24 protein-coding genes are annotated in these 23,778 nt (G+C 72.3%); 14 read left to right on the top strand and 10 right to left on the bottom strand.

Translation table 11 applies throughout. The features are described from left to right. Positions 1–32 precede the first annotated feature (32 nt). The 6 genes from AC0666_RS09575 to AC0666_RS09550 all read left to right on the top strand — a co-directional run bounded on the left by AC0666_RS09575 (position 33) and on the right by AC0666_RS09550 (position 5,889). A complete protein-coding gene (locus AC0666_RS09575; protein ID WP_468965477.1) occupies positions 33–974 on the top strand; it encodes an HhH-GPD family protein in 942 nt (313 codons plus the stop codon). A gap of 218 nt (positions 975–1,192) precedes the next feature. After that, complete coding sequence (locus tag AC0666_RS09570; protein WP_468965479.1) at positions 1,193–1,765, top strand: SigE family RNA polymerase sigma factor; 573 nt, start codon at positions 1,193–1,195, stop codon at positions 1,763–1,765. A gap of 122 nt (positions 1,766–1,887) precedes the next feature. After that, on the top strand, positions 1,888–2,523 hold the full coding sequence (locus AC0666_RS09565) for a hypothetical protein (protein WP_468965481.1): 636 nt from the start codon (positions 1,888–1,890) through the stop codon (positions 2,521–2,523). A gap of 31 nt (positions 2,524–2,554) precedes the next feature. Next, positions 2,555–3,268 carry a two-component system response regulator CseB gene (gene cseB, locus AC0666_RS09560; RefSeq protein WP_361724671.1) on the top strand — a complete coding sequence of 238 codons (714 nt, stop codon included), beginning with the start codon at positions 2,555–2,557 and terminating at the stop codon, positions 3,266–3,268. Next, a complete protein-coding gene (cseC, locus tag AC0666_RS09555) occupies positions 3,265–4,578 on the top strand; it encodes a two-component system sensor histidine kinase CseC (protein ID WP_468584124.1) in 1,314 nt (437 codons plus the stop codon). The genes cseB and cseC overlap by 4 nt, the downstream gene beginning before the upstream one ends. Positions 4,579–4,659: 81 nt before the next feature. Next, positions 4,660–5,889, top strand: coding sequence for a LamG-like jellyroll fold domain-containing protein (locus tag AC0666_RS09550; RefSeq protein WP_468965483.1), 1,230 nt, complete (start codon positions 4,660–4,662; stop codon positions 5,887–5,889). A gap of 54 nt (positions 5,890–5,943) precedes the next feature. On the opposite strand, the gene AC0666_RS09545 is transcribed toward AC0666_RS09550, so the two are convergent. Both AC0666_RS09545 and AC0666_RS09540 read right to left on the bottom strand, forming a co-directional pair. Beyond that, positions 5,944–6,549, bottom strand: coding sequence for a M23 family metallopeptidase (locus AC0666_RS09545; protein ID WP_468965485.1), 606 nt, complete (start codon positions 6,547–6,549; stop codon positions 5,944–5,946). A gap of 565 nt (positions 6,550–7,114) precedes the next feature. Beyond that, on the bottom strand, positions 7,115–9,640 hold the full coding sequence (locus tag AC0666_RS09540) for an ATP-dependent Clp protease ATP-binding subunit (RefSeq protein ID WP_356846662.1): 2,526 nt from the start codon (positions 9,638–9,640) through the stop codon (positions 7,115–7,117). A 452-nt stretch (positions 9,641–10,092) separates the two neighbouring features. Between AC0666_RS09540 and AC0666_RS09535 the strand changes: the two genes are divergently transcribed. Then, positions 10,093–10,698: an SCO3374 family protein gene (locus tag AC0666_RS09535; protein ID WP_478707352.1), complete on the top strand. Its 606-nt coding sequence runs from the start codon at positions 10,093–10,095 to the stop codon at positions 10,696–10,698. On the opposite strand, the gene AC0666_RS09530 is transcribed toward AC0666_RS09535, so the two are convergent. The 7 genes from AC0666_RS09530 to AC0666_RS09500 all read right to left on the bottom strand — a co-directional run bounded on the left by AC0666_RS09530 (position 10,677) and on the right by AC0666_RS09500 (position 14,881). Then, positions 10,677–11,015, bottom strand: a complete 339-nt coding sequence (locus tag AC0666_RS09530) for a histone-like nucleoid-structuring protein Lsr2 (protein ID WP_356846658.1) — start codon at positions 11,013–11,015, stop codon at positions 10,677–10,679. The two genes, AC0666_RS09535 and AC0666_RS09530, sit on opposite strands and share 22 nt — an antisense overlap. 164 nt (positions 11,016–11,179) lie before the next feature. Continuing rightward, the gene (locus AC0666_RS09525) at positions 11,180–11,710 is read right to left on the bottom strand and encodes an amino-acid N-acetyltransferase (RefSeq protein ID WP_468965491.1); all 531 of its coding nucleotides are present in this window, start codon (positions 11,708–11,710) and stop codon (positions 11,180–11,182) included. Between the two features lie 10 nt (positions 11,711–11,720). Further along, positions 11,721–12,245 (bottom strand): BlaI/MecI/CopY family transcriptional regulator, encoded by a 525-nt coding sequence (locus AC0666_RS09520; RefSeq protein WP_478707351.1) that lies wholly within the window; start codon positions 12,243–12,245, stop codon positions 11,721–11,723. A gap of 155 nt (positions 12,246–12,400) precedes the next feature. After that, positions 12,401–12,568 carry a hypothetical protein gene (locus tag AC0666_RS09515; protein ID WP_361712046.1) on the bottom strand — a complete coding sequence of 56 codons (168 nt, stop codon included), beginning with the start codon at positions 12,566–12,568 and terminating at the stop codon, positions 12,401–12,403. A 14-nt stretch (positions 12,569–12,582) separates the two neighbouring features. Then, entirely contained in the window at positions 12,583–13,197 is a 615-nt protein-coding gene (locus AC0666_RS09510) for a hypothetical protein (protein ID WP_478707350.1), read from the bottom strand. Positions 13,198–13,213: 16 nt separating this feature from the next. Next, complete coding sequence (locus AC0666_RS09505; RefSeq protein WP_468965497.1) at positions 13,214–13,477, bottom strand: DUF397 domain-containing protein; 264 nt, start codon at positions 13,475–13,477, stop codon at positions 13,214–13,216. A 225-nt stretch (positions 13,478–13,702) separates the two neighbouring features. Beyond that, the gene (locus tag AC0666_RS09500) at positions 13,703–14,881 is read right to left on the bottom strand and encodes a threonine aldolase family protein (protein WP_478707349.1); all 1,179 of its coding nucleotides are present in this window, start codon (positions 14,879–14,881) and stop codon (positions 13,703–13,705) included. 53 nt (positions 14,882–14,934) lie between these two features. Here AC0666_RS09500 and AC0666_RS09495 point away from each other — a divergent pair, with 53 nt between their 5' ends. Genes AC0666_RS09495 through AC0666_RS09475 form a run of 5 tightly spaced genes read left to right on the top strand, consistent with a single transcriptional unit; the run spans position 14,935 to position 20,486 of the window. Continuing rightward, positions 14,935–15,876 carry a Rossmann-like and DUF2520 domain-containing protein gene (locus AC0666_RS09495; protein WP_361712042.1) on the top strand — a complete coding sequence of 314 codons (942 nt, stop codon included), beginning with the start codon at positions 14,935–14,937 and terminating at the stop codon, positions 15,874–15,876. Further along, positions 15,873–16,910: a pantoate--beta-alanine ligase gene (gene panC, locus AC0666_RS09490; protein WP_468584107.1), complete on the top strand. Its 1,038-nt coding sequence runs from the start codon at positions 15,873–15,875 to the stop codon at positions 16,908–16,910. The genes AC0666_RS09495 and panC overlap by 4 nt, the downstream gene beginning before the upstream one ends. After that, positions 16,907–18,676, top strand: coding sequence for an L-aspartate oxidase (locus tag AC0666_RS09485; protein ID WP_468965501.1), 1,770 nt, complete (start codon positions 16,907–16,909; stop codon positions 18,674–18,676). The genes panC and AC0666_RS09485 overlap by 4 nt, the downstream gene beginning before the upstream one ends. 47 nt (positions 18,677–18,723) lie before the next feature. Beyond that, positions 18,724–19,677 (top strand): carboxylating nicotinate-nucleotide diphosphorylase, encoded by a 954-nt coding sequence (gene nadC, locus AC0666_RS09480; RefSeq protein ID WP_478707368.1) that lies wholly within the window; start codon positions 18,724–18,726, stop codon positions 19,675–19,677. Continuing rightward, a complete protein-coding gene (locus AC0666_RS09475; RefSeq protein WP_356846641.1) occupies positions 19,677–20,486 on the top strand; it encodes a type III pantothenate kinase in 810 nt (269 codons plus the stop codon). Before nadC ends, AC0666_RS09475 begins: the two co-directional genes overlap by 1 nt. Here the strand turns inward: AC0666_RS09475 and AC0666_RS09470 are convergent. After that, entirely contained in the window at positions 20,456–20,710 is a 255-nt protein-coding gene (locus AC0666_RS09470) for a hypothetical protein (protein ID WP_468584103.1), read from the bottom strand. The two genes, AC0666_RS09475 and AC0666_RS09470, sit on opposite strands and share 31 nt — an antisense overlap. 107 nt (positions 20,711–20,817) lie before the next feature. Between AC0666_RS09470 and AC0666_RS09465 the strand changes: the two genes are divergently transcribed. Together AC0666_RS09465 and AC0666_RS09460 are read left to right on the top strand one after the other, a co-directional pair. After that, complete coding sequence (locus tag AC0666_RS09465; protein WP_468965505.1) at positions 20,818–21,939, top strand: DUF5937 family protein; 1,122 nt, start codon at positions 20,818–20,820, stop codon at positions 21,937–21,939. A gap of 153 nt (positions 21,940–22,092) precedes the next feature. Beyond that, a complete protein-coding gene (locus AC0666_RS09460) occupies positions 22,093–23,649 on the top strand; it encodes a M28 family metallopeptidase (protein WP_468965507.1) in 1,557 nt (518 codons plus the stop codon). Positions 23,650–23,778 lie beyond the last annotated feature (129 nt).

The following is a 23,778-nucleotide window of genomic DNA, read 5'->3' as shown; positions in this document are numbered from 1 at the left end:
GGGACCCGAAACATGCCAGGATGCGGAGTGCCATGACTGCATCCCCCGCCTCCACCGCGTCCCCCGCCGTCTCCCAGTCCCCCGCCGTCTCCCACGCGCTGCACTCCCCCGTCATCGCCTGGTTCGACGAGCACGCCCGCGATCTGCCCTGGCGCCGCCCCGAGGCCGGCCCCTGGGGCGTCATGGTCAGCGAGTTCATGCTCCAGCAGACCCCCGTCAGCCGGGTGCTGCCGGTGTACGAGCAGTGGATCACCCGCTGGCCCCGCCCCGCCGACCTGGCCGCGGAGGCCCCCGGTGAGGCCGTACGGGCCTGGGGGCGGCTCGGTTACCCCCGGCGGGCCCTGCGCCTGCACGGTGCAGCCGTGGCGATAACGGAGCGGCACGGCGGCGACGTACCGCGCGAGCACGCGCAGCTGCTGGCGCTGCCCGGGATCGGCGAGTACACCGCGGCTGCCGTGGCCTCCTTCGCGTACGGGCAGCGGCACCCCGTGCTCGACACCAACGTCCGCCGGGTCTTCGCCCGCACCACCACCGGGGTCGAGTACCCGCCCAACGCCACGACGGCCGCCGAGCGCCGCCTGGCCCGGGCCCTGCTGCCCGAGGACGAGGCCGTCGCGGCCCGCTGGGCGGCGGCGTCGATGGAGCTCGGCGCGCTGGTGTGCACGGCCAAGTCGCCGGACTGCGCCCGCTGCCCGGTGGCGGGGCTGTGCGCGTGGCGCCTGGCCGGCAAGCCCGCGCACGACGGGCCGCCGCGGCGCGGCCAGACGTACGCCGGCACCGACCGGCAGGTGCGCGGCAGGCTGCTCGCCGTGCTCCGCGAGGCGGTGGGCCCGGTTCCGCAGGCCGTGCTGGACACCGTCTGGGAGGAGCCGGTGCAGCGGGCCCGGGCGCTGGACGGGCTGGTCGCGGACGGGCTCGTGGAGCCGCTCGCCGGGGGCCTGTACCGGTTGCCGCAGGGACCCGCCGCGAGCTGAGCACGAGCCGGGTGGAAGCCCGCTGGAAGCCGGGTGGAAGCTGAGTCGAAGATTCCGCTTGTCTCGGTGTCACCGCAGCTCACAGCCGTTGTTACACAACCTATGGGTGTCCGTGCGTCCACCGCAGGCTGGCCCGCACAGGCTCGTGACAACGCCTCCGTACCGTCGGGATCCGCAGGGCAGCGGATGAGCGGTGCACGGAACGGAGGCGGTCTGAGATGGCGCACGGCGAGGTACTCGGGTTCGAGGAGTACGTACGCACTCGGCAGGACGCGCTGCTGCGCAGCGCCCGGCGCCTGGTTCCGGACCCCACCGACGCGCAGGACCTCCTCCAGACGGCCCTCGTGCGCACCTACGGCCGCTGGGACGGCATCGCCGACAAGTCCCTCGCCGACGCCTACCTGCGCCGCGTCATGATCAACACCCGTACCGAGTGGTGGCGTGCCCGCAGGCTGGAGGAAGTCCCCACCGAGCAGCTCCCCGACGCCTCCGTCGAGGACGGCACCGACCAGCGGGCCGACCGCGCCCTGCTGATGGACATCCTCAAGGTGCTCGCGCCCAAGCAGCGCAGCGTGGTCGTGCTGCGACACTGGGAGCAGATGAGCACCGAGGAGACGGCCGCGGCGCTCGGCATGTCGGCGGGTACCGTGAAGAGCACTCTGCACCGCGCACTGGCCCGCCTCCGGCAGGAGTTGGAGAGCCGGGACCTGGACATGCGCGCGCTGGAGCGCGGTGACCACCGCGGAGACCACACCATCCGGTACGAGGGGCGTGAGCGGTGCGTGGCCTGATGGGCCAAAGTCCGAGTCAGAGTCCGAGTCACAGCCAGGATGAAGGTCCGGGCCGCAGTCCGGGGAAGCCGCCGGGCAGAGGCCTCGGCCGGAGCCTGGACGGCAAGAGCTCGTTCGTACTGATGTCGGCGGGGACGGTCGTCCTCGCCGGCACCGTGCTGTTCGCGGCCGGCTGCTCCGGCGGCGGCACCGGGCTGCGCGACGGGGGGCCCGCCCGGACCGAGTCCGTGGGCAAGACCAGTGCGCCGGCCGCCCCGCCCGACCACGTCCCGGCCACTGCGGAGCCCTCGGTCAAACCCGCCCGGAACATCGATCCGGTCGCACTGCTGCGGGCCGACCCCAAGGTCAGCGCGGAGGTCAAGCGGGACCTCAAGCCCTGCAGCGGCAAGGAGTACCCGGTCGACGTGAGCTACGGGAAGATCACCGGGAGCAGCGCCGTCGACATCGTGGTCAACGTGCTGTCCTGCGCCGACGCACTGGGCCGCGGCTCGTACGTGTACCGGGGGGACGGCACGACGTACGAGAATGTGTTCGCCGACGAGCAGCCCCCCGTCTACGCGGAGATCGACCGGGGCGAGCTCGTGGTCACCAAGCCGGTCTACGCGAAGAGCGACACGCTCACCTATCCGTCGGGCGAGGACGTGATCACCTACCACTGGAGCGGCGAGCAGTTCGCCGAGCGGGACCGGGTGCACACCGACTACAGCAACATCGACGGCGGAGGCCAGCCCGCCCCGGCGACCAGCCAGAAGAACTGACCCACCAGAAGAACCGAGGCGAGGCGTGCGCATGGCCGAGACCCATGTCCTTTTCGTGGAGGACGACGACGTCATCCGTGAGGCCACGACCCTGGCGCTGGAGCGCGACGGGTTCGTCGTCACCGCCATGCCCGACGGCCTGTCCGGCCTGGAGTCCTTCCGGGCCGACCGGCCGGACATCGCGCTGCTCGACGTGATGGTGCCCGGCATGGACGGCGTCAGCCTGTGCCGGCGCATCCGCGACGAGTCCACCGTCCCGGTGATCATGCTGTCCGCGCGGGCCGACTCGATCGACGTGGTGCTCGGGCTGGAGGCGGGAGCCGACGACTACGTCACCAAGCCCTTCGACGGCTCGGTCCTCGTCGCCCGCATCCGTGCGGTGCTGCGCCGCTTCGGCCACGCGGGCGGCCCGCAGAACGGCGCTGCGGGGGCGGGCGGCGAGGATCCCGAGGAGGAGCGCGGGGTGCTCGTCTTCGGCGACCTGGAGGTCGACACCGAGGGCATGGAGGTCCGCCGGGCGGGCGACCCGGTGGCCCTGACCCCGACCGAGATGCGCCTGCTGCTGGAGTTCTCCTCCTCCCCCGGCACCGTGCTGTCGCGCGACCGGCTGCTGGAGCGGGTCTGGGACTACGACTGGGGCGGCGACACCCGCGTCGTGGACGTCCACGTCCAGCGGCTGCGCACGAAGATCGGCCAGAACCGGATCGAGACGGTCCGGGGCTTCGGATACAAGCTCAAGGCATGAGGCGCTTCACCCTCCGCACGGGGATCCGCTGGAAGATCACACTCGCCATCGCCGCGGTCGGCGCGCTCGTCGCCGTGGCGCTGAGCCTGGTGGTGCACAACGCTGCCCGCGTGTCGATGCTGGAGAGCGCCCGCGACGCCCAGCTGGAACGCGTGCAGTTCATCGCCCGCTACGCCGAGGCCGGGCGCAAGCTGCCGTTCGGCGCCAAGCTCAACGACCCGGAGCTGCCGGGCGAGCTGCGCGAGAAGGCCCGGTCGGGGCGGCGCGGGACCTACATCCAGGAGCACCCGCGGGCGGTCCCGGAGGTGTGGGCGGCGGCCCCGCTGGGGAACGGCCAGGTGCTGTCGCTGCACGGCCCGTTCAAGGAGAGCGCCAACCTGGTGCGTGACCTGGACCGGGCCCTGGTCGTCGGGTCGCTGTCCGTGGTGATCGCCGGTGCGGCGCTCGGCGTGCTGATCGGCGGGCAGATCTCGCGCCGGCTGCGCAAGGCGGCGGTCGCGGCCCAGCGGGTGGCGCACGGGGATCCCGACGTACGGGTGCGGGACGCGGTCGGCGGCGTCGTACGGGACGAGACCGACGACCTGGCCCGGGCCGTGGACGCCATGGCCGACACCCTGCAGCAGCGGCTGGAGGCCGAGCGGCGGGTGACCGCGGACATCGCGCACGAGCTGCGGACGCCGGTGACGGGCCTGCTGACCGCGGCGGAGCTGCTGCCTCCGGGGCGGCCGACCGAGCTGGTGCTGGACCGCGCGCGGGCGATGCGGGCGCTGGTCGAGGACGTGCTGGAGGTGGCCCGGCTGGACAGTGCGTCCGAGCGGGCGGAGCTCCAGGACGTGGCGCTCGGCGAGTTCGTGAGCCGACGGGTGACCGTGCTGATGCCGGAGGCGTCCGTACGGGTCGTGGCCGACGAGGTGGTGAGCACCGACCCGCGCCGGCTGGAGCGGATCCTCGGCAACCTGCTGGCCAATGCCGCGCGGTACGGGCAGCCTCCGGTGCAGGTCGACATCGAGGGCCGGGTGGTACGGGTCCGGGACCACGGGCCGGGCTTCCCGGAGGCGCTGCTGCGCGAGGGGCCGAGCCGGTTCCGGACCGGGTCCACGGACCGGGCCGGGGTGGGGCACGGGCTGGGGCTGACCATCGCGGAGGGCCAGGCCCGGGTCCTGGGCGCCCGGCTGACGTTCCGGAACGTGGCGGCGCCGGGCGGCACCGACCGCGCCGGGACGGCGGCGGGCGCCGTGGCGGTGCTGTGGCTGCCGGAGCACGCGCCGACGGCGACGGGCAGCTTCCCGGTGGTCAGGCTGTCGGGGTGAGCCGGCCCGGGCAGCGCCTCGGGGCCGTTCAGCGGGACCGGGCCGTTCGCCCCGGCGGGCCCGTGTTTTAGCATCCGTGGCATGACCGACGGTACGCATCCCTCCAGCAACCCGCAGCCCGAGCCCGCCCCGGGGAACGGGGGCTACGGGTTCCCGCCGGTCCCCCCGGCCCCGGGCAACGGCTACGGCTTCCCGCCGGGCGCGCCCGCCGCCGGCGGCGGCTTCGGCCCGCCGCCGCAGATCCCGCCCGCGGACGGCGGCGGCTACGGCTACCCGCAGCCGGGCGCCGCCCCGCCGAACCCGTACCAGCCGGCCCCGGCCGGCCAGCCGCAGCCGTGGGCCCAGGGGCTGCCGATCCAGAGCACGCAGCCGCCGGCCGCGCCCGGGCCGTTCCCGCCGCCCCAGTCGGACCAGCCGGACTGGGAGGCCCTGGCCGACCGCTCGGCGGCCGAGCGGCGCAAGAAGCGGCTGTGGATGATCGGCGGCGGCGTGACCGTACTGCTGCTGCTCGCCGGCGGTGGAACGTTCCTGCTGCTGGGTGACGACAAGGACAAGGAGGAGGCGGCTCCCACGCCCTCCCCGTCGGTCTCGGCCTCGCCCTCCCCCAGCGGGTCCAAGAGCAAGGCCCCCGTCGACAACACCCCCACCGTCAAGGACGACCCGACCCAGATCCGGGACCGCAGCGGCAAGGCCCCTCTGAAGATGGGCCCGGACGCGGGGGTCTTCCCGATCGAGAAGCGGTTCGAGATCCGCACGAAGGGCAACGAGAACTCGTACGCCGAGTCCGAGAAGCGCGTCGTGGACACGGCCAAGAGCTTCACCGTCTCGGCCCACGTCTGGAACCGGGCTCCGAAGGGGCGGCAGATCGCCGTCAGCCAGGGGAACGAGAAGTCCTTCTCGTTCGAGCTGGGCCTGGACCAGGTGAACGGGAAGCCGAGCTGGATCTTCAGGGTCCAGACCGGCGACCAGGGCGCGGAGGCGACCATGGTCACCGTGACCGGCGAGAGCCCGAAGATGGAGAAGACCTTCTCCACGCTGACGGCCACCTACGACGCCGAGCGCAAGCTGATCGCCCTGTACGTGAACGGGAAGAAGACCGGCGAGGCGCCGGTCTCGGGCATCTACCAGGCCCAGGGGCCGCTGGAGATCGCCCGTTCGCGCCACGAGGACAAGTGGACGGCCCCGTGGAGCGGCGCCATGGAGACCCTTCAGACCTACGACGTGGTGCTCTCGCCAGCGCAGATCGACACCCTCAAGCCGGGCCGCGTGGACGCGAAGACCAAGCCGACGGCCTCCTGGCTGCTGTACTGAGCCCGTCGCCGCAGGGGCTCCGGACGGGGCCCCTGCGGGAGGTCGGAGGTGGGGTCAGAGGGTGACGCCGGCGCTGCGCAGGAAGGCCACCGGGTTCACGGCCGAGCCGTAGTTCGGGGTGGTCCGGATCTCGAAGTGCAGGTGCGGGCCGGTGGAGTTGCCGGTGTTGCCGGACAGCGCGATCCGGGCGCCCTTGGAGACCTTCTGGCCGATCCGGACCTGGATCTTCGAGAGGTGCGCGTACTGGGAGTACGTGTTGTTCGCGTGCTTGATCACGATGGCGTTGCCGTAGGCCGGGCCGTCACCGCCGCCGTTCGGGCCGGCCTTGACGACGGTGCCGTCGTGGACGGCCTTGACGGGGGTGCCGACGGGGCAGGCGAAGTCCTGGCCGGAGTGCTTGTGCGACCACAGGTTGCCGCCCTTGCCGAAGGTCGCGGACAGCGTGTAGCGGGCGACCGGCTTCTGCCAGGAGACGGACTTCGAGGCGGCGGAGGCCTGGTCCGAGGCCTGGGCCGCGACCAGCTCGGCGGTACGCGTCAGGGTGGGGGCCTCGTCGGCGAAGGCGGCGGCCGTCCCGGCCCCGAGCGCCAGGGCCGCACCGAGAGCGGTTGCGCCGAGGACAAGACGGGTAGGACGGGTGCTGACGCGCTTCGCGGACATAGGAAGACCTCCGGGGCCGGGGACAGGAACGGTTCGCTGGCTCCGGCCCGCCGGGGCACGAAGCGACCCGGCACGCTGAGCGGGGTGCCGGGCTTGCCCATCCTTGGTAACCCGTGTCCCGCCACATCCCCAAACCTCCCGATTACTACGGGCGCTCGTAGGTGCGGAGTGTGACGCAGATCTGCTTGACCACGGCCTTCCTGGGCCAACATGGGGGACAAATCGGACACTGGATCTACGAAAGGTTCTAGTAGGTCCGATTTGTCCTGTGCGGCTTGTCACCGCAGGAGGGACGAATGGATCTCCTGCGGGTGCCGCGCCGCCGCCCGATGCACCGTCCTGCGACCGCAGCGGCTTCCCGGCCGCCCGGGGGCGGGTGGGGGCTCCGCAGCCACCCGGGAGCCGTCCAGGCCGGCCACCGGGACCAGGGGCGCGCCGGGCGGCGCAGGGCCGCGGGAACGGCACGGCGCTCGCACCGCTCACACCGTGCACGCACGGCAAAGGGGCGGCCCCGGAACCTTGTGGTTCCGGGGCCGCCCCTTGGACGCCTACCGAGCGGTGGCGCTTACGCGCCCTTGCTCAGGTCCGGGCCCGAGCCCGTGGCCTCGATCGGGGGGAGGTCCGGCAGGGCCGACTTCTCCTCACCGCGGAAGGTGAACTTGGCCTCTTCGCCGTCACCCTCCTTGCCGACGACCACGATGTGACCGGGGCGCAGCTCGCCGAAGAGGATCTTCTCCGACAGGATGTCCTCGATCTCGCGCTGGATGGTCCGGCGCAGCGGGCGGGCGCCCAGGATCGGGTCGTAGCCCCGCTTGGCGAGCAGGAGCTTCGCGTCGCCGCTCAGCTCGATGCCCATGTCGCGGTCCTTCAGGCGCTCGTCGACCTTGGCGATCATCAGGTCGACGATCTGGATGATGTCTTCCTGCGACAGCTGGTGGAAGACGACCGTGTCGTCGACGCGGTTCAGGAACTCCGGCCGGAAGTGCTGCTTGAGCTCTTCGTTGACCTTCGCCTTCATCCGGTCGTAACCGGTCTTGACATCACCCTGGGCGGCGAAGCCCAGGTTGAAGCCCTTGGAGATGTCCCGCGTACCCAGGTTGGTCGTCATGATGATGACCGTGTTCTTGAAGTCCACGACCCGGCCCTGGGAGTCGGTCAGGCGACCGTCCTCCAGGATCTGGAGCAGGGAATTGAAGATATCCGGGTGCGCCTTCTCGACCTCGTCGAAGAGGACGACGGAGAACGGCTTCCGGCGCACCTTCTCGGTGAGCTGGCCGCCCTCTTCGTAGCCCACGTAGCCGGGGGGCGAACCGAAGAGACGGGAAACCGTGTGCTTCTCGCTGAACTCGGACATGTCGAGCGAGATCAGCGCGTCCTCGTCGCCGAAGAGGAATTCGGCGAGCGTCTTGGAGAGCTCGGTCTTACCGACACCGGACGGGCCGGCGAAGATGAACGAGCCACCCGGGCGCTTCGGGTCCTTCAGACCCGCACGGGTACGGCGGATCGCCTGGGAAAGCGCCTTGATGGCGTCCTTCTGGCCGATGACCCGCTTGTGGAGCTCGTCCTCCATGCGGAGCAGTCGCGAGGACTCCTCCTCGGTGAGCTTGAAGACGGGAATGCCGGTCGCGGTCGCGAGGACCTCGGCGATCAGCTCGCCGTCGACCTCGGCGACGACGTCCATGTCGCCGGCCTTCCATTCCTTCTCGCGCTTGGTCTTCGCCGCCAGCAGCTGCTTCTCCTTGTCACGGAGAGACGCCGCCTTCTCGAAGTCCTGGGAGTCGATGGCCGACTCCTTGTCGCGTCGCACGCCCGCGATCTTCTCGTCGAACTCGCGGAGGTCCGGCGGCGCGGTCATCCGGCGGATGCGCATCCGGGAGCCGGCCTCGTCGATCAGGTCGATCGCCTTGTCCGGCAGGAAGCGGTCCGAGATGTACCGGTCGGCCAGCGTCGCCGCCTGGACGAGGGCCTCGTCCGTGATGGAGACGCGGTGGTGGGCCTCGTAGCGGTCGCGCAGGCCCTTGAGGATCTCGATCGTGTGGGGGAGGGAAGGCTCCGCCACCTGGATCGGCTGGAAGCGGCGCTCAAGGGCCGCGTCCTTCTCAAGGTGCTTGCGGTACTCGTCCAGGGTCGTGGCACCGATGGTCTGGAGCTCACCACGGGCCAGCATGGGCTTGAGGATGCTGGCGGCGTCGATCGCTCCCTCGGCGGCGCCCGCACCCACGAGGGTGTGGAGCTCGTCGATGAACAGGATGATGTCGCCGCGGGTGCGGATCTCCTTGAGGACCTTCTTCAGGCGCTCCTCGAAGTCACCGCGGTAGCGGGAGCCCGCGACCAGGGCGCCCAGGTCCAGGGTGTAGAGGTGCTTGTCCTTGAGGGTCTCGGGCACCTCGCCCTTGACGATCGCCTGGGCCAGGCCCTCGACGACGGCGGTCTTGCCGACGCCGGGCTCGCCGATGAGGACCGGGTTGTTCTTGGTACGGCGGGACAGCACCTGCATGACCCGCTCGATCTCCTTCTCGCGCCCGATGACCGGGTCGAGCTTGGATTCGCGGGCGGCCTGCGTCAGGTTGCGGCCGAACTGGTCCAGGACGAGCGAGGTCGAGGGGGTGCCCTCGGCCGGGCCGCCGGCCGTCGCCGACTCCTTGCCTCCGCCGGAGTATCCGGAGAGCAGCTGGATGACCTGCTGCCGGACTCGGTTGAGATCGGCACCCAGCTTCACCAGGACCTGGGCGGCGACGCCCTCGCCCTCGCGGATCAGGCCGAGCAGGATGTGCTCCGTGCCGATGTAGTTGTGGCCGAGCTGGAGGGCCTCTCGGAGCGAAAGCTCCAGGACCTTCTTCGCCCGCGGGGTGAAGGGGATGTGCCCGGACGGGGCCTGCTGGCCCTGGCCGATGATCTCCTCAACCTGCTGGCGAACAGCCTCGAGCGAAATCCCGAGGCTCTCCAGGGCCTTAGCGGCGACACCCTCACCCTCGTGGATCAAGCCCAGGAGGATGTGCTCGGTGCCGATGTAGTTGTGGTTGAGCATCCGGGCTTCTTCCTGAGCCAGGACGACAACCCGCCGCGCGCGGTCGGTGAACCTCTCGAACATCGTTTATCGCTCCTCAGAGCGGTCGGGCAGTTCGGGGTCGGTCCCCGCCCTGTCCTTCCGCATGCTAGTCCCGCGGGGCGGGACAGCTCATTCCAACTGCCGACATCCGTCTGCGGCTCACCCCCGTGTGCGTGGGGAAAACCAGCTTCAACAGCCGACAACTGCTCCAACCCGATGGTGCGAGACGATGTTCCCGCAGGCCAGGCAGATACCCGTCACAGGTGTACGCCGATGGCGAACGGGACCCGCCCAAATCAGCGTGTCGTCCCCCATCCACTAGGAATGTCTTACCCGCAAGGACTGACACTCCATGCCGGGGGCGCCGGTTCCCTCCGCTGAGGGCGAACAGGAATCTGTCCCGAATGTGGGACTCCGCCTCGATGGACCTTTACGTTCCGCATCGAGTCCGGTGCGGAACGTAACCCCGGAGCCTCTCGGGAGTTGCTCCGGGCATGGCCCTCACCGTTCCGCCGCCGCGCGTCACGCCCGAGGATGCGTACCCCGATGCGGATACCTATGCGTATGCCGCCTGGTACGAGCGCGTGCTCGGCTGGAGCACCGCGGGCGGTCCGCCGGCCCAGCTGGTCACCGGACTCCGGTTCGACGTCCTGGAGCTGCCCGCCGACGCGGGGGCGGAGCTGCTGCGCAGGCCGGTCGCGACCGGTCCGGTGGCGCTGATGGGGCGCAGGATGCGCTTCCTGGTGGCCCCCGGCAGCGCGGAGGAGCTGGAGGGGCTGCTCGACTGGCTGGAGTGGGGCGGGGTCGCCCTGGACCTCGGCGCCGTCGGTACGGGAGGCCGGATCACGGCCCCGGTTCCTCCAGGCTATCCCGTGCTGGGGAGTCCCCGGGGGGCCGCCGTGTGGCTGCGACCCCCCGAGCAGGGGTGTGAAGCACTGCTGCCGTCCCTGCCCGGTCCTGGGCAGGGCGCTGCCGGGCCCGCGCACGGGCCCGATCTCGTACGCCTGGTGGCCGCGGCGGCGACGGAGTGCCACCGGGCCCGCCTGCGTCGGCGTACGCCGCTACGGGACGCCGCGGGTCAGCCCTTGGCGTTCTCGTAGGCGTCGCGGATGTCCTGCGGGACGCGCCCGCGGTCGTTGACGTTCATCCCCTGGGCCTTGGCCCACGCGCGGATCTCGGCGGTGTCCGGGTTGCCCGAGGGCGCGGCCGCCCGGCCCTTGGTGCGGCCCGCGGCGGCACGGCCACCGGTGCGGCGGCCGCTCTTGATGAACTGCTCAAGCGCGCCACGGAGCTTTTCCGCGTTGGCGGTGGTGAGGTCGATCTCGTAGGTCTTGCCGTCCAGAGCGAACGTCACGGTCTCGTCCGCCTCGCCACCGTCGAGGTCGTCGACAAGAAGGACCTGAACCTTCTGTGCCACCGGATTTCCTTTCATCGAAAAGCAGTACGCGGAAAGGAAACCGCTTTTGCCTGGAAAACACAAACCCCCTGGGAGAGGTTCGAGACCGCAACGGGGAGGGAAACGTGCGCGATTCGGACATAGGCCACAGGTGTGCGGAGCACGGGAAAAGCCGCCGTGATCGTTCAGAGGTGCAGAAGCATCCGGCTGTTGCCCAAGGTGTTCGGCTTCACTCGTTCGAGACCGAGGAACTCGGCGACGCCCTCGTCATAGGAACGCAGGAGCTCCATGTACACATCGGTCGCGACCGGGGTCTCGCCGATCTCGACGAAGCCGTGCTTGGCGAAGAAGTCCACTTCGAAGGTCAGGCAGAAAACCCGGCTGACCCCCAGAGCGCGGGCCGTGTCCAACAACTGCTGGAGCAGCTGATGGCCGACTCCACCGCCCTTCAAGGTGCGGTCGACGGCGAGAGTACGGACTTCGGCGAGGTCTTCCCACATGACGTGGAGAGCGCCGCAGCCGACCACCTCGCCGTCGGAGTCGCGTTCCGCGACCCAGAACTCCTGGATGTCCTCGTAAAGGACGACGGGGGCTTTGTCGAGGAGGATCCTCTGCTGCACGTACTGGTCGAGCAGGCGGCGCAGCGCGGGAACATCACCGGTGCGGGCACGGCGGATCGTCACTGTTTTTGCTTGTGCAGCGGAAAACTCAGCCATGCCCCGGACGCTATCGCCCCGGACCCGCCGGGCGCTCGGCGGAGTCCTCTTCGGCGGGAGGCGCCTCGGGGGCTGCTCCGGCGGCGGCTCCGGGGGGTGCTCCGGGGCCTGCCGCGGGGGGCGCCGCGGGCGCCGCTTCCGGGTGGCCCGGGTGGCTGTCCGGCGCGGATTCGTCGTCGTAGCCGACGATCCGGAAGGCGTCGCGGAGGGCTTCGCGCTGCTCCGCGGACATCATGCCGAAGAAGGCCACCAGGGCGGCGGCGGGGTTGTCGCTCGTCGACCAGGCTTCGTTCATCAGTGCGGCCGAGTAGGCGGCGCGGGTGGAGACCGCGGTATATCGATAGGCGCGGCCTTCGGCTTCCCGGCGGACCCAGCCCTTCTGATGGAGATTGTCCATAACGGTCATGACCGTCGTGTAGGCGATGGACCGTTCCTGCTGAAGGTCTTCCAGGACTTCCCGGACGGTGACCGGGCGGTTCCACTGCCACACCCGCGTCATGACCGCGTCTTCGAGTTCTCCCAGGGGGCGAGGCACAACAGCACGATAGTGCGGGTTGTGCGGAATTGCCCGACTATAGCGGGGGCAACGCGCAAGAAAATCGGGCGCACGCTCCGGGGAGCGTGCGCCCGATGTCCTGCGGTACCGCAGCGTGCGGACCGCGTCCGCGCCGCTGTTGCTTTTGCCTGCTGCTACTTCTGCGGCCGGCGGGCGGCCTCGGCGCGGGCGAGCACGGCGTCGACCGCCGCGTCCTCCTTGGCCTTGTTGGCGCCGCCCTGGCTCTTCACGATCGTCACGACGAGGGCGATGAAGAACGCGGCCATCACGATGGGGGGCACGAGCGCGGAAACGTAGTCCATGGCCCCCAGCGTAGCTACCCGGCGGCCAGGTCCGCCCCGGGGGGCGGGGCCGGCTTGCGGCGGGGCGGGAAGACCTCGCCGGGGGTCGGGACGGGCCGCTCCGGCCGCGCGGGCTCCTTGGGGGCCGGGGTGGGCGCGGGCCCGGGCGCGGGGGCGGGCCGCGGGGGCTCGTCCTTGTCCTTGCCGCCGGCCAGGGCCAGCAGCCGGGTGCGCGGGGCGGGGGTGGTGGTCAGCCGGCGCCGTACGGAGCGCTCGGCGACGGCCTGGCAGCGGTCGAGCACCGCCGAGGCGAGCGGGTTGCCGCGCAGGGCGCGCAGGGCGGCGAGGTCGTCGGGGGTGGGCTCGTACCCCGCGGCCAGGGCGTCCTGGAGCAGCTCCAGATATCCGGGGAGGCTGCCGGGCAGGGCGCCCCGGTAGCGGGCGAGGTCGGCGAGGAGGAACTCTCTGAGTCGGCCCGCCTCCTGGACCGCGTCGTCCACCGACTGCGCGAGGCGCAGGCAGTCCTGGACCTCGGAGGTCGTCAGGGGGGCCGTGGAGGACTGGAGGGCGTGGGCGAGCGTTCGCCTGAGCAGGTGCAGCTCGGCGTCGCTGAACGCCATGCCGCCGCGGGATCCGTAAGGCGTGGGCATGGGCCGAAGATACGCGCTAATCGGACAAAATCCCCTGAGGGGCGCGATTCCGGCGCGGCGGGTGCGGGGCGGCCGCGGTGTCCGCGCCGGCCGGGCCGTCCGACGTCTTGACGGCGTCCAGGAAGGCGGTCCAGGCGGCCTGGGTGGTGGCCAGAACCAGGTGGGCCGGGTCGGCCCGGTCGGCCACCCGGACCAGGTGTCCGGGGGCGGCGGCAACGTACACGCAGGCCTCGCCCTCGCCGCAGTACGAGGACTTCCGCCAGGCGGGTTGAACGGTCATGGAGCGTCTCCTCCGGTCGACGGCGCAGGTGGTTCCCGTGGCAGGACGGTAACGCCGAGTGGGCTGCGTACCGGCGATTTCCGCGAAATCCGCCCTCCGCGCCCCCGCCGCGCGCCCCGGGCACCCCTGCCTGCCCGGCCGGAACGGGCGCCGGCCCCCGCGCTTCCCGGCCATGCTCACCGCCCCGCCTCCGCCGTGCTTCCCTGCCGCCCCCGGGTGCGGGGGTCAGAGGTGGAGGCGGGCCGTGAAGGCCTCGGCGGCCCGGTGGACGTCCTCGGGGGTCCAGGTGAGGCCCGGGGCGGTGACCTCCAGCTCCGTCATGGCGATGCCGGGCGCGCCGCCCTCCGCCGACCACGTGCGGAACAGCACGGTGCCCGTCTCCTCGGCGAGCCTGGCGCCCGCCTCCGTCAGCCGGTCGGCCCCGTACGGCAGCCACACCTGGAACTGGTGGGTGTGCGGGGGCTGCGGGTGGATCCGGAACCACGGGAGCCCGGCCGCGGCGAAGGCAGACTCCAGCTCCTGCGCGACCATCCGCGCCTGGGCGACGTACGAGGGCAGCAGCGGCAGTTCCCGGTCCAGCCCGGCCAGCGCCGACAGCGCCTGCGGGAACTGGCGGAAGACCTGGCCACCGTACCGGTGCCGCCAGACCTTGGCCTCGGCGATCAGGGAGGAGGGGCCGGCCAGGACCGCCCCGCTCAGCGCGCCCAGCGACTTGTAGAGGGACACGTACACCGTGTCCGCGAGCCCCGCGATCTCCGGCAGGCTCCGGCCGAAGTGCACCGTGGACTCCCACAGCCGGGCCCCGTCGAAGTGCACCACCGCATCCCGCTCGCGGGCCGCCTCCACGAGCGCCTCCAGCTCCTCCCACGAGGGGAGCAGGAAGCCCGCGTCCCGCAGCGGAAGCTCCAGCATCAGCGTGCCGAAGGGCTCCGGCAGGTCCGTGACCTCCGCGGCCGTCGGCTGGCGCGCCTCCCCCGTCGGATGCACGGTCCGCAGGCCGGAGACCAGCCCCAGCGCACCGCCCTCCCACCGTTCCGGGTGGCTCATCGGGTGCAGGGCCACCACCGGGTTCCCGGTCCGCCCCGCCCAGCAGCGCAGCGCCACCTGCTGGGCCATCGTCCCCGTCGGGAAGAACGCCGCCTCCTGCATCCCGAGCAGCTCCGCCACCCGCCGCTCCAGGCGGCCCACCACCCCGTCCCCGTACAGGTCGCCCGGCTCGTCCGGATCGGGAACGCCCAGCGCGGCCAGCTCGGCCACCAGCTCCCCCACCGTCGGCTCGCGCAGACTGCGGGAGAGCATCCGCTCCGCCCCCCGCCCCGCCGCGACCAGCCGCTTCCTCGATTCCTCGTCGCCGCTCATGCCCCTGATCATCGCCGACCGGCCTGGACGCCCAGGGGCTAGCATGGCGGCGTATCGTCCGGTACCCCCCGCGGACTGGAACGGAAGGCCCTCCCCGCGTGAACGCACCCCATCAGACGGAGCCACGGGATCCGTCCGACCGCCCTGCCCGGCTCACCGTCGGCGTCGTCGGCGCCGGCCGGGTCGGTCCCGCGCTGGCCCGTGCCCTCCAGCACGCCGGACACCGGCCCGTCGCCGTCTCCGGCGTCTCCGACGCCTCGCGCCGCCGGGCCGAGCGGATGCTGCCGGACGTGCCGCTGGTACCGCCCGCCCAGGTGCTGGAGCGGGCCGAACTGGTCCTGCTCACCGTGCCCGACGACGCGCTGCCCTCCCTCGTCGAGGGCCTCGCCGGGACCGGGGCGGTCCGGCCCGGCCAGCTCCTCGTCCACACCTCCGGGCGCTACGGGACCGCGGTGCTGGACCCGGCCCGGCGTGCGGGCGCGCTCCCGCTGGCCCTGCACCCCGCGATGACCTTCACCGGCACCGAGGTCGACGTCCAGCGCCTGGCGGGCTGCTCGTTCGGCGTCACGGCCCCCGAGGAGCTGCGGCTGGCCGCCGAGGCCCTCGTGATCGAGATGGGCGGGGAGCCCGAGTGGATCGCCGAGGAGGCCCGCCCGCTCTACCACGCGGCGCTCGCCCTCGGCGCGAACCACCTGGTCACGCTGGTCGCCCAGGCCATGGAGCTGCTGCGCAAGGCCGGGGTCGAGCACCCCGACCGGATGCTCGGCCCGCTCCTCGGCGCGGCCCTGGACAACGCCCTGCGCTCGGGCGACGCGGCGCTGACCGGGCCGGTGGCCCGCGGTGACGCCGGTACGGTCGCCGCGCACGTCTCGCAGCTGCGCGAGCACGCCCCCGGCGCGGTGGCCGGGTACCTCGCGATGGCCCGCACCACCGCCGACCGGGCCCTGGCGCACGGTCTGCTCAAGCCCGAACTCGCCGAGGACCTGCTCGGGGTCCTGGCCGACAGCGCGAACGGCGCGGATGGGAGCACGGACCGGTGAGCCGAGACCTGACCCGGGATCCGGCCCGCGATCTCCTGCTGATCGACACCGCGCAGGAGCTGGCGGGCCTCCCGCGCTCCGGCGCCGGCCCCCGGGCCGTCGTCATGACCATGGGCGCCCTGCACGAGGGGCACGCCACCCTGATCCGTACGGCCCGCGAGCAGGCCGGACCGGACGGCCAGGTCGTGGTCACCGTCTTCGTCAACCCCCTCCAGTTCGGGGCGAACGAGGACCTCGACCGCTACCCCCGCACCCTCGACGCCGACCTCCGGCTGGCCCGTGACGCGGGCGCGGACGCCGTCTTCGCCCCCGCCGTCGACGAGGTCTACCCGGGCGGCGCCCCCCAGGTGCGGATCAGCGCGGGCCCGATGGGCGAGCGGCTCGAAGGGGCCACCCGTCCGGGCCACTTCGACGGCATGCTGACCGTCGTCGCCAAGCTGCTCCACCTCACCCGCCCCGACCTGGCCCTGTTCGGCCAGAAGGACGCGCAGCAGCTGGCTCTGATCCGGCGGATGGTGACCGACCTGAACTTCCCCGTGGAGGTGGTCGGCGTACCGACCGTCCGCGAGGAGGACGGGCTCGCGCTGTCGTCCCGCAACCGCTACCTGTCCGCGCAGGAGCGCCGCACGGCCCTGGCCCTGTCGCGCGCCCTGTTCGCCGGGCAGGACCGCCTCGCCGCGCAGGCCGCGCTGCTCGCCCGCGCCGAGGCCGCACCGGCCAGCGACGAGCGGGCCACCGCGCTCGCCCGGCTCGGCGAGATCCGTGCCTCCGCGGACGCGCACGCCGTGTCGGCGGCCTGCGCCGCCGGCACCGACCTGCCGGAAGGCGTACGGGCGGCGGCACGCCACGTCCTGGAGGAGGCGGGCCGGCACGAGCCGCCGCTGGTCCTGGACTACCTCGCGCTGGTGGACCCGCAGGACTTCACCGAGGTCGGCCCCGACTTCACCGGGCAGGCCGTGCTGGCCGTCGCCGCGAAGGTCGGCACGACCCGGCTGATCGACAACATCCCATTGGAGTTCGGAGCACACACGTGAGCACCCCTGGCACCAGCGCCGCAGGCACCGGCCCTGCCGGTTCCGGCACCGGCATACGGCTGCACGCCCCCGCCCCCGGCTGGGCCCTCGAAGCCGACGTCGTGGTCGTCGGCTCCGGCGTCGCCGGCCTGACCGCCGCGTTGCGCTGCGCCGCCGCGGGCCGCCGAACCGTCGTGGTCACCAAGGCCCGGCTGGACGACGGCTCGACCCGCTGGGCCCAGGGCGGCATCGCCGCCGCGCTCGGCGAGGGCGACACCCCCGAACAGCACCTGGACGACACCCTGGTCGCGGGCGCGGGCCTGTGCGACGAGGCCGCCGTGCGGCTCCTGGTGACCGAGGGCCCGGATGCGGTACGCCGCCTCATCGCCACCGGAGCCGTCTTCGACACCTCCGCCGAGACCGGCGAGATCGAGCTGACCCGCGAGGGCGGCCACCACCGGCGCCGGATCGCGCACGCGGGCGGCGACGCGACGGGTGCGGAGATCTCCCGGGCGCTGGTCGAGGCCGTGCACGCGGCCGGCATCGAGACTGTCGAGAACGCGCTGGCCCTGGACCTGCTCCAGGACGCCGAGGGCCGCACGGCCGGTGTCACCCTGCACGTCATGGGCGAGGGCCAGCACGACGGCGTCGGCGCCGTCCACGCGCCCGCCGTGATCCTCGCGACCGGCGGCATGGGGCAGGTCTTCTCCGCCACCACCAACCCGTCGGTGTCCACCGGCGACGGCGTGGCGCTCGCGCTGCGCGCCGGGGCGGAGGTCTCGGACCTCGAATTCGTCCAGTTCCACCCGACGGTGCTCTTCCTCGGCCCGGACGCCGAGGGCCAGCAGCCCCTGGTGTCGGAGGCGGTCCGCGGCGAGGGCGCGTACCTCGTCGACGCGGACGGCGTCCGCTTCATGGTCGGACAGCACGAGCTGGCCGAGCTGGCCCCGCGCGACATCGTCGCCAAGGGCATCATGCGGCGCATGCAGGAGCAGGGCGCCCGGCACATGTACTTGGACGCCCGGCACTTCGGCGCCGAGATGTGGGAGCAGCGCTTCCCGACCATCCTGGCGGCCTGCCGTACCCACGGCATCGACCCGGTGACCGAGCCCATCCCGGTGGCGCCCGCCGCGCACTACGCGTCCGGCGGGGTCCGCACCGACCTGCACGGCCGGACGACCGTCCCCGGCCTGTACGCGTGCGGCGAGGTGGCCTGCACCGGCGTCCACGGCGCGAACCGGCTCGCCTCCAACTCCCTGCTGGAGGGCCTGGTCTTCGCCGAGCGCATCGCCGAGGACATCGTCGCGCACGCCCCGTCCGGCACCGGCCCGGTCGTCCCGGAGCCCGCGAAGGGCCCGCTCCAGCCGGCCGAGGCCCGCTACGAGGTCCAGCGCATCATGACGGACGGCGCGGGCGTGCTGCGTTCCGCGCAGTCGCTGGCCGGCGCCGCGACCGCCCTGGAGGACCTCTACCTCGCCGCCCTGAACGGCCTGGAGACCCACGGGAAGACCGCCGAACCGGGCGTCGACACCTGGGAGGCCACCAATTTGCTGTGCGTGGCCCGGGTGCTGGTCGCCGCCGCCCAGCGGCGGGCGGAGACCCGCGGCTGCCACTGGCGCGAGGACCACCCCGACCGGGACGATGCCGCCTGGCGCCGCCACCTCGTCGTGCGGCTGTCGCGCACCGAGAAGCGGGCCCTGGTCGTCACCACCACCGACTCCGCGGGCTTTCCGCCCGTACAGCACCAGTACCCCGAGCACCCCCTGAGCCAGGAGCAGTCATCGTGAGCACCCCCGAACAGCACGACCACGAGCACGGGCACGCGGAGCTTCCGCTGCTCGACGAGTCCGCGGCGGGCGGCGGCTGCGGCGACGGCTGCGCCTGCGGTGACGGCGAGGAGAGCGGCCTGGACCCGGCGCTGGCGCAGCTGCTGGCGGACGCCGGCCTGGACCCGATCGAGGTCGAGGACATCGCCCACATGGCGATCTCCGAGGACCTGGACGGCGGGGTCGACGTGACCACCGTCGCCACCGTCCCCGAGGACGCGGTGGCGTACGCGGACTTCACGGCGCGCGAGGCGGGCACGGTCGCCGGTCTGCGGGTCGCCGAGGCGGTGCTCTCGGTGGTGTGCGAGGACGAGTTCGAGGTCGAGCGGCACGTGGAGGACGGCGACCGGGTCCGGCCGGGCCAGGTGCTGCTGACGGTGAAGGCCCGGACCCGGGACCTGTTGACGGGCGAGCGCAGCGCGCTGAACCTGCTGTGCCTGATGTCGGGCATCGCGACGGCGACCCGCGCCTGGGCCGACGAGCTGGAGGGCACCAAGGCGAAGGTCCGCGACACCCGCAAGACCACGCCGGGCCTGCGTTCGCTGGAGAAGTACGCGGTGCGCTGCGGCGGCGGCGTCAACCACCGGATGTCGCTGTCGGACGCGGCACTGGTGAAGGACAACCACGTCATCGCGGCGGGCGGTGTCCGGGAGGCCTTCCAGGCGGTGCGCGAGCAGTTCCCCGACCTGCCGATCGAGGTCGAGGTCGACACCCTCCAGCAGGTCCGGGAGGCCCTGGACGCGGGCGCGGACCTGATCCTGCTCGACAACTTCACGCCGCTGGAGACCGAGGAGGCGGTGGCGCTGGTGCACGGCCGGGCGGTGCTGGAGTCCTCGGGCCGCCTGACGATGGCCAACGCCCGCGCGTACGCCGAGACGGGTGTCGACTACCTCGCGGTGGGCGGGCTCACCCACTCCGCCCCGATCCTGGACATCGGCCTGGACCTGCGCGAGGAGCGGTAATGCTGCTGACCATCGACGTCGGCAACACCCACACCGTGCTCGGCCTGTTCGACGGTGACGACATCATCGAGCACTGGCGCATCTCCACGGACCCGCGCCGCACCGCCGACGAGATGGCCGTGCTGATGCAGGGCCTGATGGGCATGCACCCCATGCTCGGCAGCGAGCTCGGCGACGGCATCCACGGCATCGCGATCTGCTCGACGGTGCCGTCGGTGCTGCACGAGCTGCGCGAGGTCACCCGCCGCTACTACGGGGACGTCCCCGCGGTCCTGGTCGAGCCGGGCATCAAGACGGGCGTCCCCATCCTCATGGACAACCCGAAGGAGGTCGGCGCGGACCGCATCATCAACGCGGTCGCGGCCGTGGAGCTGTACGGGGGCCCGGCGATCGTCGTGGACTTCGGCACGGCGACGACCTTCGACGCGGTGTCGGCGAAGGGCGAGTACGTGGGCGGGGTGATCTCCCCGGGCATCGAGATCTCGATGGAGGCGCTCGGCGTACGGGGCGCGCAGCTGCGCAAGATCGAGCTGGCGCGGCCGCGCAACGTGATCGGCAAGTCGACGGTCGAGGCGATGCAGTCGGGCGTGGTCTACGGCTTCGCGGGCCAGGTCGACGGGGTCGTCACCCGCATGGCGAAGGAGCTGGCGGGTCCGCACGGCGACCCGGACGACGTCCGCGTCATCGCGACGGGCGGCTTGGCCCCGATGGTCCTGGGCGAGTCCTCGGTGATCGACGACCACGAGCCGTGGCTCACCCTGATCGGCCTGCGCCTGGTCTACGAGCGCAACGCGCCGAACTTCGACTGAGGCCGGTGCCGCCTCCCCTGCTCCCCGGCCCGGATCAGGAGGCGGTGCAGGGCGGCGTGCCAGGGGTGCCGGGCCGGGCGGCCGTCCAGGACGGCCCGGAACTGCTCGTACGTACGGGCGGCCCGGACGACGGCGACGTCGTCCCGGCCCGGCGGCGGGGGCATCGGGGCGCCGTGCTGGGAGGCCCGGTACGTGTCGATGAGGTACTGCTCGATCGCGGTCATGCCTCCACCCTCGCCCCGCCGCGGGCGGCCCGCACGACGATTGACCGTCCCCGTCAATCGGGCGGTGTCCGTGCTGGTCGCAGCGGTGTGCCGGGGAGAATGGGGCGATGAGCGTCACCATCGACATCGCCGGGCTGCCCGCCGAGCGGATCACCTTCGCGCCGTCCCCGCTCGCGGAGCTCTGCATGGCCCTGCATGCGCTCTCACAGCCCGCCCACCACCCGGGGCTCGCCTCCTGGACCACCGCCACCGCCGCCGCGCTCGACCGCAGCCTCGCGGAGCGGCTGCTCGAAGCCGAGTTCATGTGGCGCAGTTCGTTCTCCGACATCTTCATGGCCTTCGCCGGGGTCCCCGGCGGGACCGGGCGGCCCGCCGCGACGCTGGCCGAGGAGCTCGACGTACTCGACCGGATGGATGACGAGCGGTTCGTGATGGCCGCCCTGGAGCACTGCTGGCTGGCGCTCTACAACGAGGGCGGCGGCCCGTCCCCGCTGCGCGATCCGGCCGCCCGGGCGAAGGCCCTGGAGGTGGCCGCCGCGCGCGGCCCGCGCCAGTTGGAGTTCTCGGTCCGGCTGCTGGACGACACCGCCGGGGTGCGGGTGTGGCTGCGCCGGCTGTTGGAGGACTGCGACGAGGCCTTCTTCGCCGAGACCTGGCAGCGCATCGAGGCGCAGCAGTCTGCCGACGCGCGGCACAAGACGCAGGTGCTGCGGCGCAAGGGGCTGGCCGCCGTGCTCCAGGAGGTGTCCCCGGCGCTGAGCGTCGACGAGGGCCGCACGGTCATCACCGCCGACAAGATGGTCAACGGCTCGGCCACCGCCACCGATCCGGCGGCCGGCCCCGGGCTGGTCTTCGTACCGACCCACTTCGGCTGGCCGCACCTGCTCGTCCTGCACGCCCCCGGCTGGATGCCGGTGGTCCACTACCCCCTCGGCTCGCCCGAGCTGCCCGCGCCCGGCTCCGTGGAACTGCTCCAACGGCGGATGGAGGCGCTGGCCCACCCGATGCGGATGCAGCTGTGCCGGAGCCTGGCCCGGGCCCCGTACACGACGAGCGAGCTGGCCACCGTGTACGGGATCACCGCGCCGGAGGTGTCCCGGCACCTGTCGGCGCTGAAGAAGGCCGGGCTGCTCCATACGCGGCGTCAAGGCCGCTACGCCCAGCACCAGTTGGACCTGACGGCGGTCGCCCGGATCGGATCCGACTTCATCGAGGGCATCCTCCGTTAGGCCCCCGACCGGTTGCAGACTGCGTGGATTCACCGATATACGGATTTCACGAACCGGAATCAGTGAAAGCTATGGCCAGATCGGCTTCTCCGTCTATACCGTGCGTCCACCGCTCACCTCATGCCTGCTCGCATCTGTCGTGGAAGGAACTTCATGCCCTCACGCCGTATAGCCGCAGCCACCGCCGCCCTGGCAGCCGCGGCCCTCGTCTCCCCCCTGCTGCTCGCCGGTCCCGCCGGAGCCGCGGGCAGCCCGCAGAGCGACGCCGCGCGGGGTGACGCACTGGCCAGGAAACTGGTCAAGGACGCGACCGGCAAGGGGGCTTTCAACCATCTGAAGGTCCTTCAGTCCATCGCCGACTACAACAACGGCACCAGGGTGGCCGGCTCCAAGGGCCACGTGCAGTCCGCCCAGTACGTCGAGGCCGTCATGCGGGCCGCCGGCTACAAGGTGACGAAGAACGAGTTCGAGTTCGTGTACGTCGAGACGATCGCCGAGACCCTCAAGGTCAACGGGACGGGCGGACGCGACGTCCCGGTCAAGCTGATGACGTACACCGCGAGCGGCCCGGAGAACGGCGTGACGGCGCAGCTCGCCGTGGCCCCCGTCGACGCGGACGGTACGAACGGCTGCGAGCCCGGTGACTTCGCCGCGGGCGCCTTCACCGGCAGGATCGCCCTGGTCAAGCGCGGCGGCTGCACCTTCGCGGTCAAGCAGGCCAACGCCGCCGCGGCGGGCGCGGTCGGCGCGATCATCTACAACAACACCGAGGGCGCCCTCAACGGCACCCTGGGCGACCCCAATGCGGGCAAGGTCCCGACCGGCGGCGTCACCAAGGCCGAGGGCGAACGGCTCGCCGCCGAGGCCGCGGCCGGCCCGGTCGAGGTCACCCTGGACATCCGCGAGCTGCGCGAGAACCGCAAGACGTACAACGTCATCGCGGAGACGCGGGGCGGCGACGAGAACAACACCGTCTTCCTCGGCGCCCACCTCGACTCGGTCTCGGCCGGCCCCGGCATCAACGACAACGGCTCCGGTTCGGCCGGCATCCTCCAGGTCGCCCAGCGCCTCGCGAGCAGCCAGAACAAGATCAAGAACAAGGTCAAGTTCGCCTGGTGGTCGGCGGAGGAGTTCGGCCTGCTCGGTTCCGAGGCGTACGTGGGCGGGCTGACGCCGGAGCAGAAGAAGCAGATCAGGCTGTACCTGAACTTCGACATGATCGCCTCGCCGAACGCCGCGTACTTCGTCTACGACGGCGACGACTCGGACCACGTCGGCTCGGGCCCCGGCCCCGAGGGCTCGGCGCAGCTGGAGAAGGGCATCACCGACTTCCTCGACGCGCAGAAGATCCCGCACGAGGGATCCGACTTCACCGGCCGCTCGGACTACGGCCCGTTCATCGAGGCGGGCATCCCGTCCGGCGGCACGGACACGGGCGCCGAGGGCATCAAGACGGCGGCGCAGGCCGCGAAGTTCGGCGGCCAGGCCGGAATCGCGTACGACGTGAACTACCACGGCAAGGGCGACACGATCGCGAACATCGACCAGAAGGCGCTCGACATCAACGTGGACGTCATCGCGAACGCGGTCGGCCACTACGCCTTCGACCTGGCCCCGCTGTCGCAGCCGGTCGTCGCGAAGCCGACGGACGGCGGCGCAGGGGCCGGCGGGGGCCTGCGCGAGGGCCACGGGCACGACGTCACGGAATAACCCCGCGGAACAGCCCCGCGGAACGAGGGATCCGCCTGCGCGGGGCCTCGCTGCGCGCGGCGGGCCCGGGTCGGTTCAGGGCCGGCTGCGGCCAGGGCCGGTCCGGTCCGGTCCGGTCCCGGGTTGGCC

This window comes from Streptomyces sp. NPDC043680, from assembly GCF_056436685.1.
The sequence above is the reverse complement of the archived record's forward strand: the minus strand, read 5'-3'. Positions and strand labels throughout refer to the sequence as shown.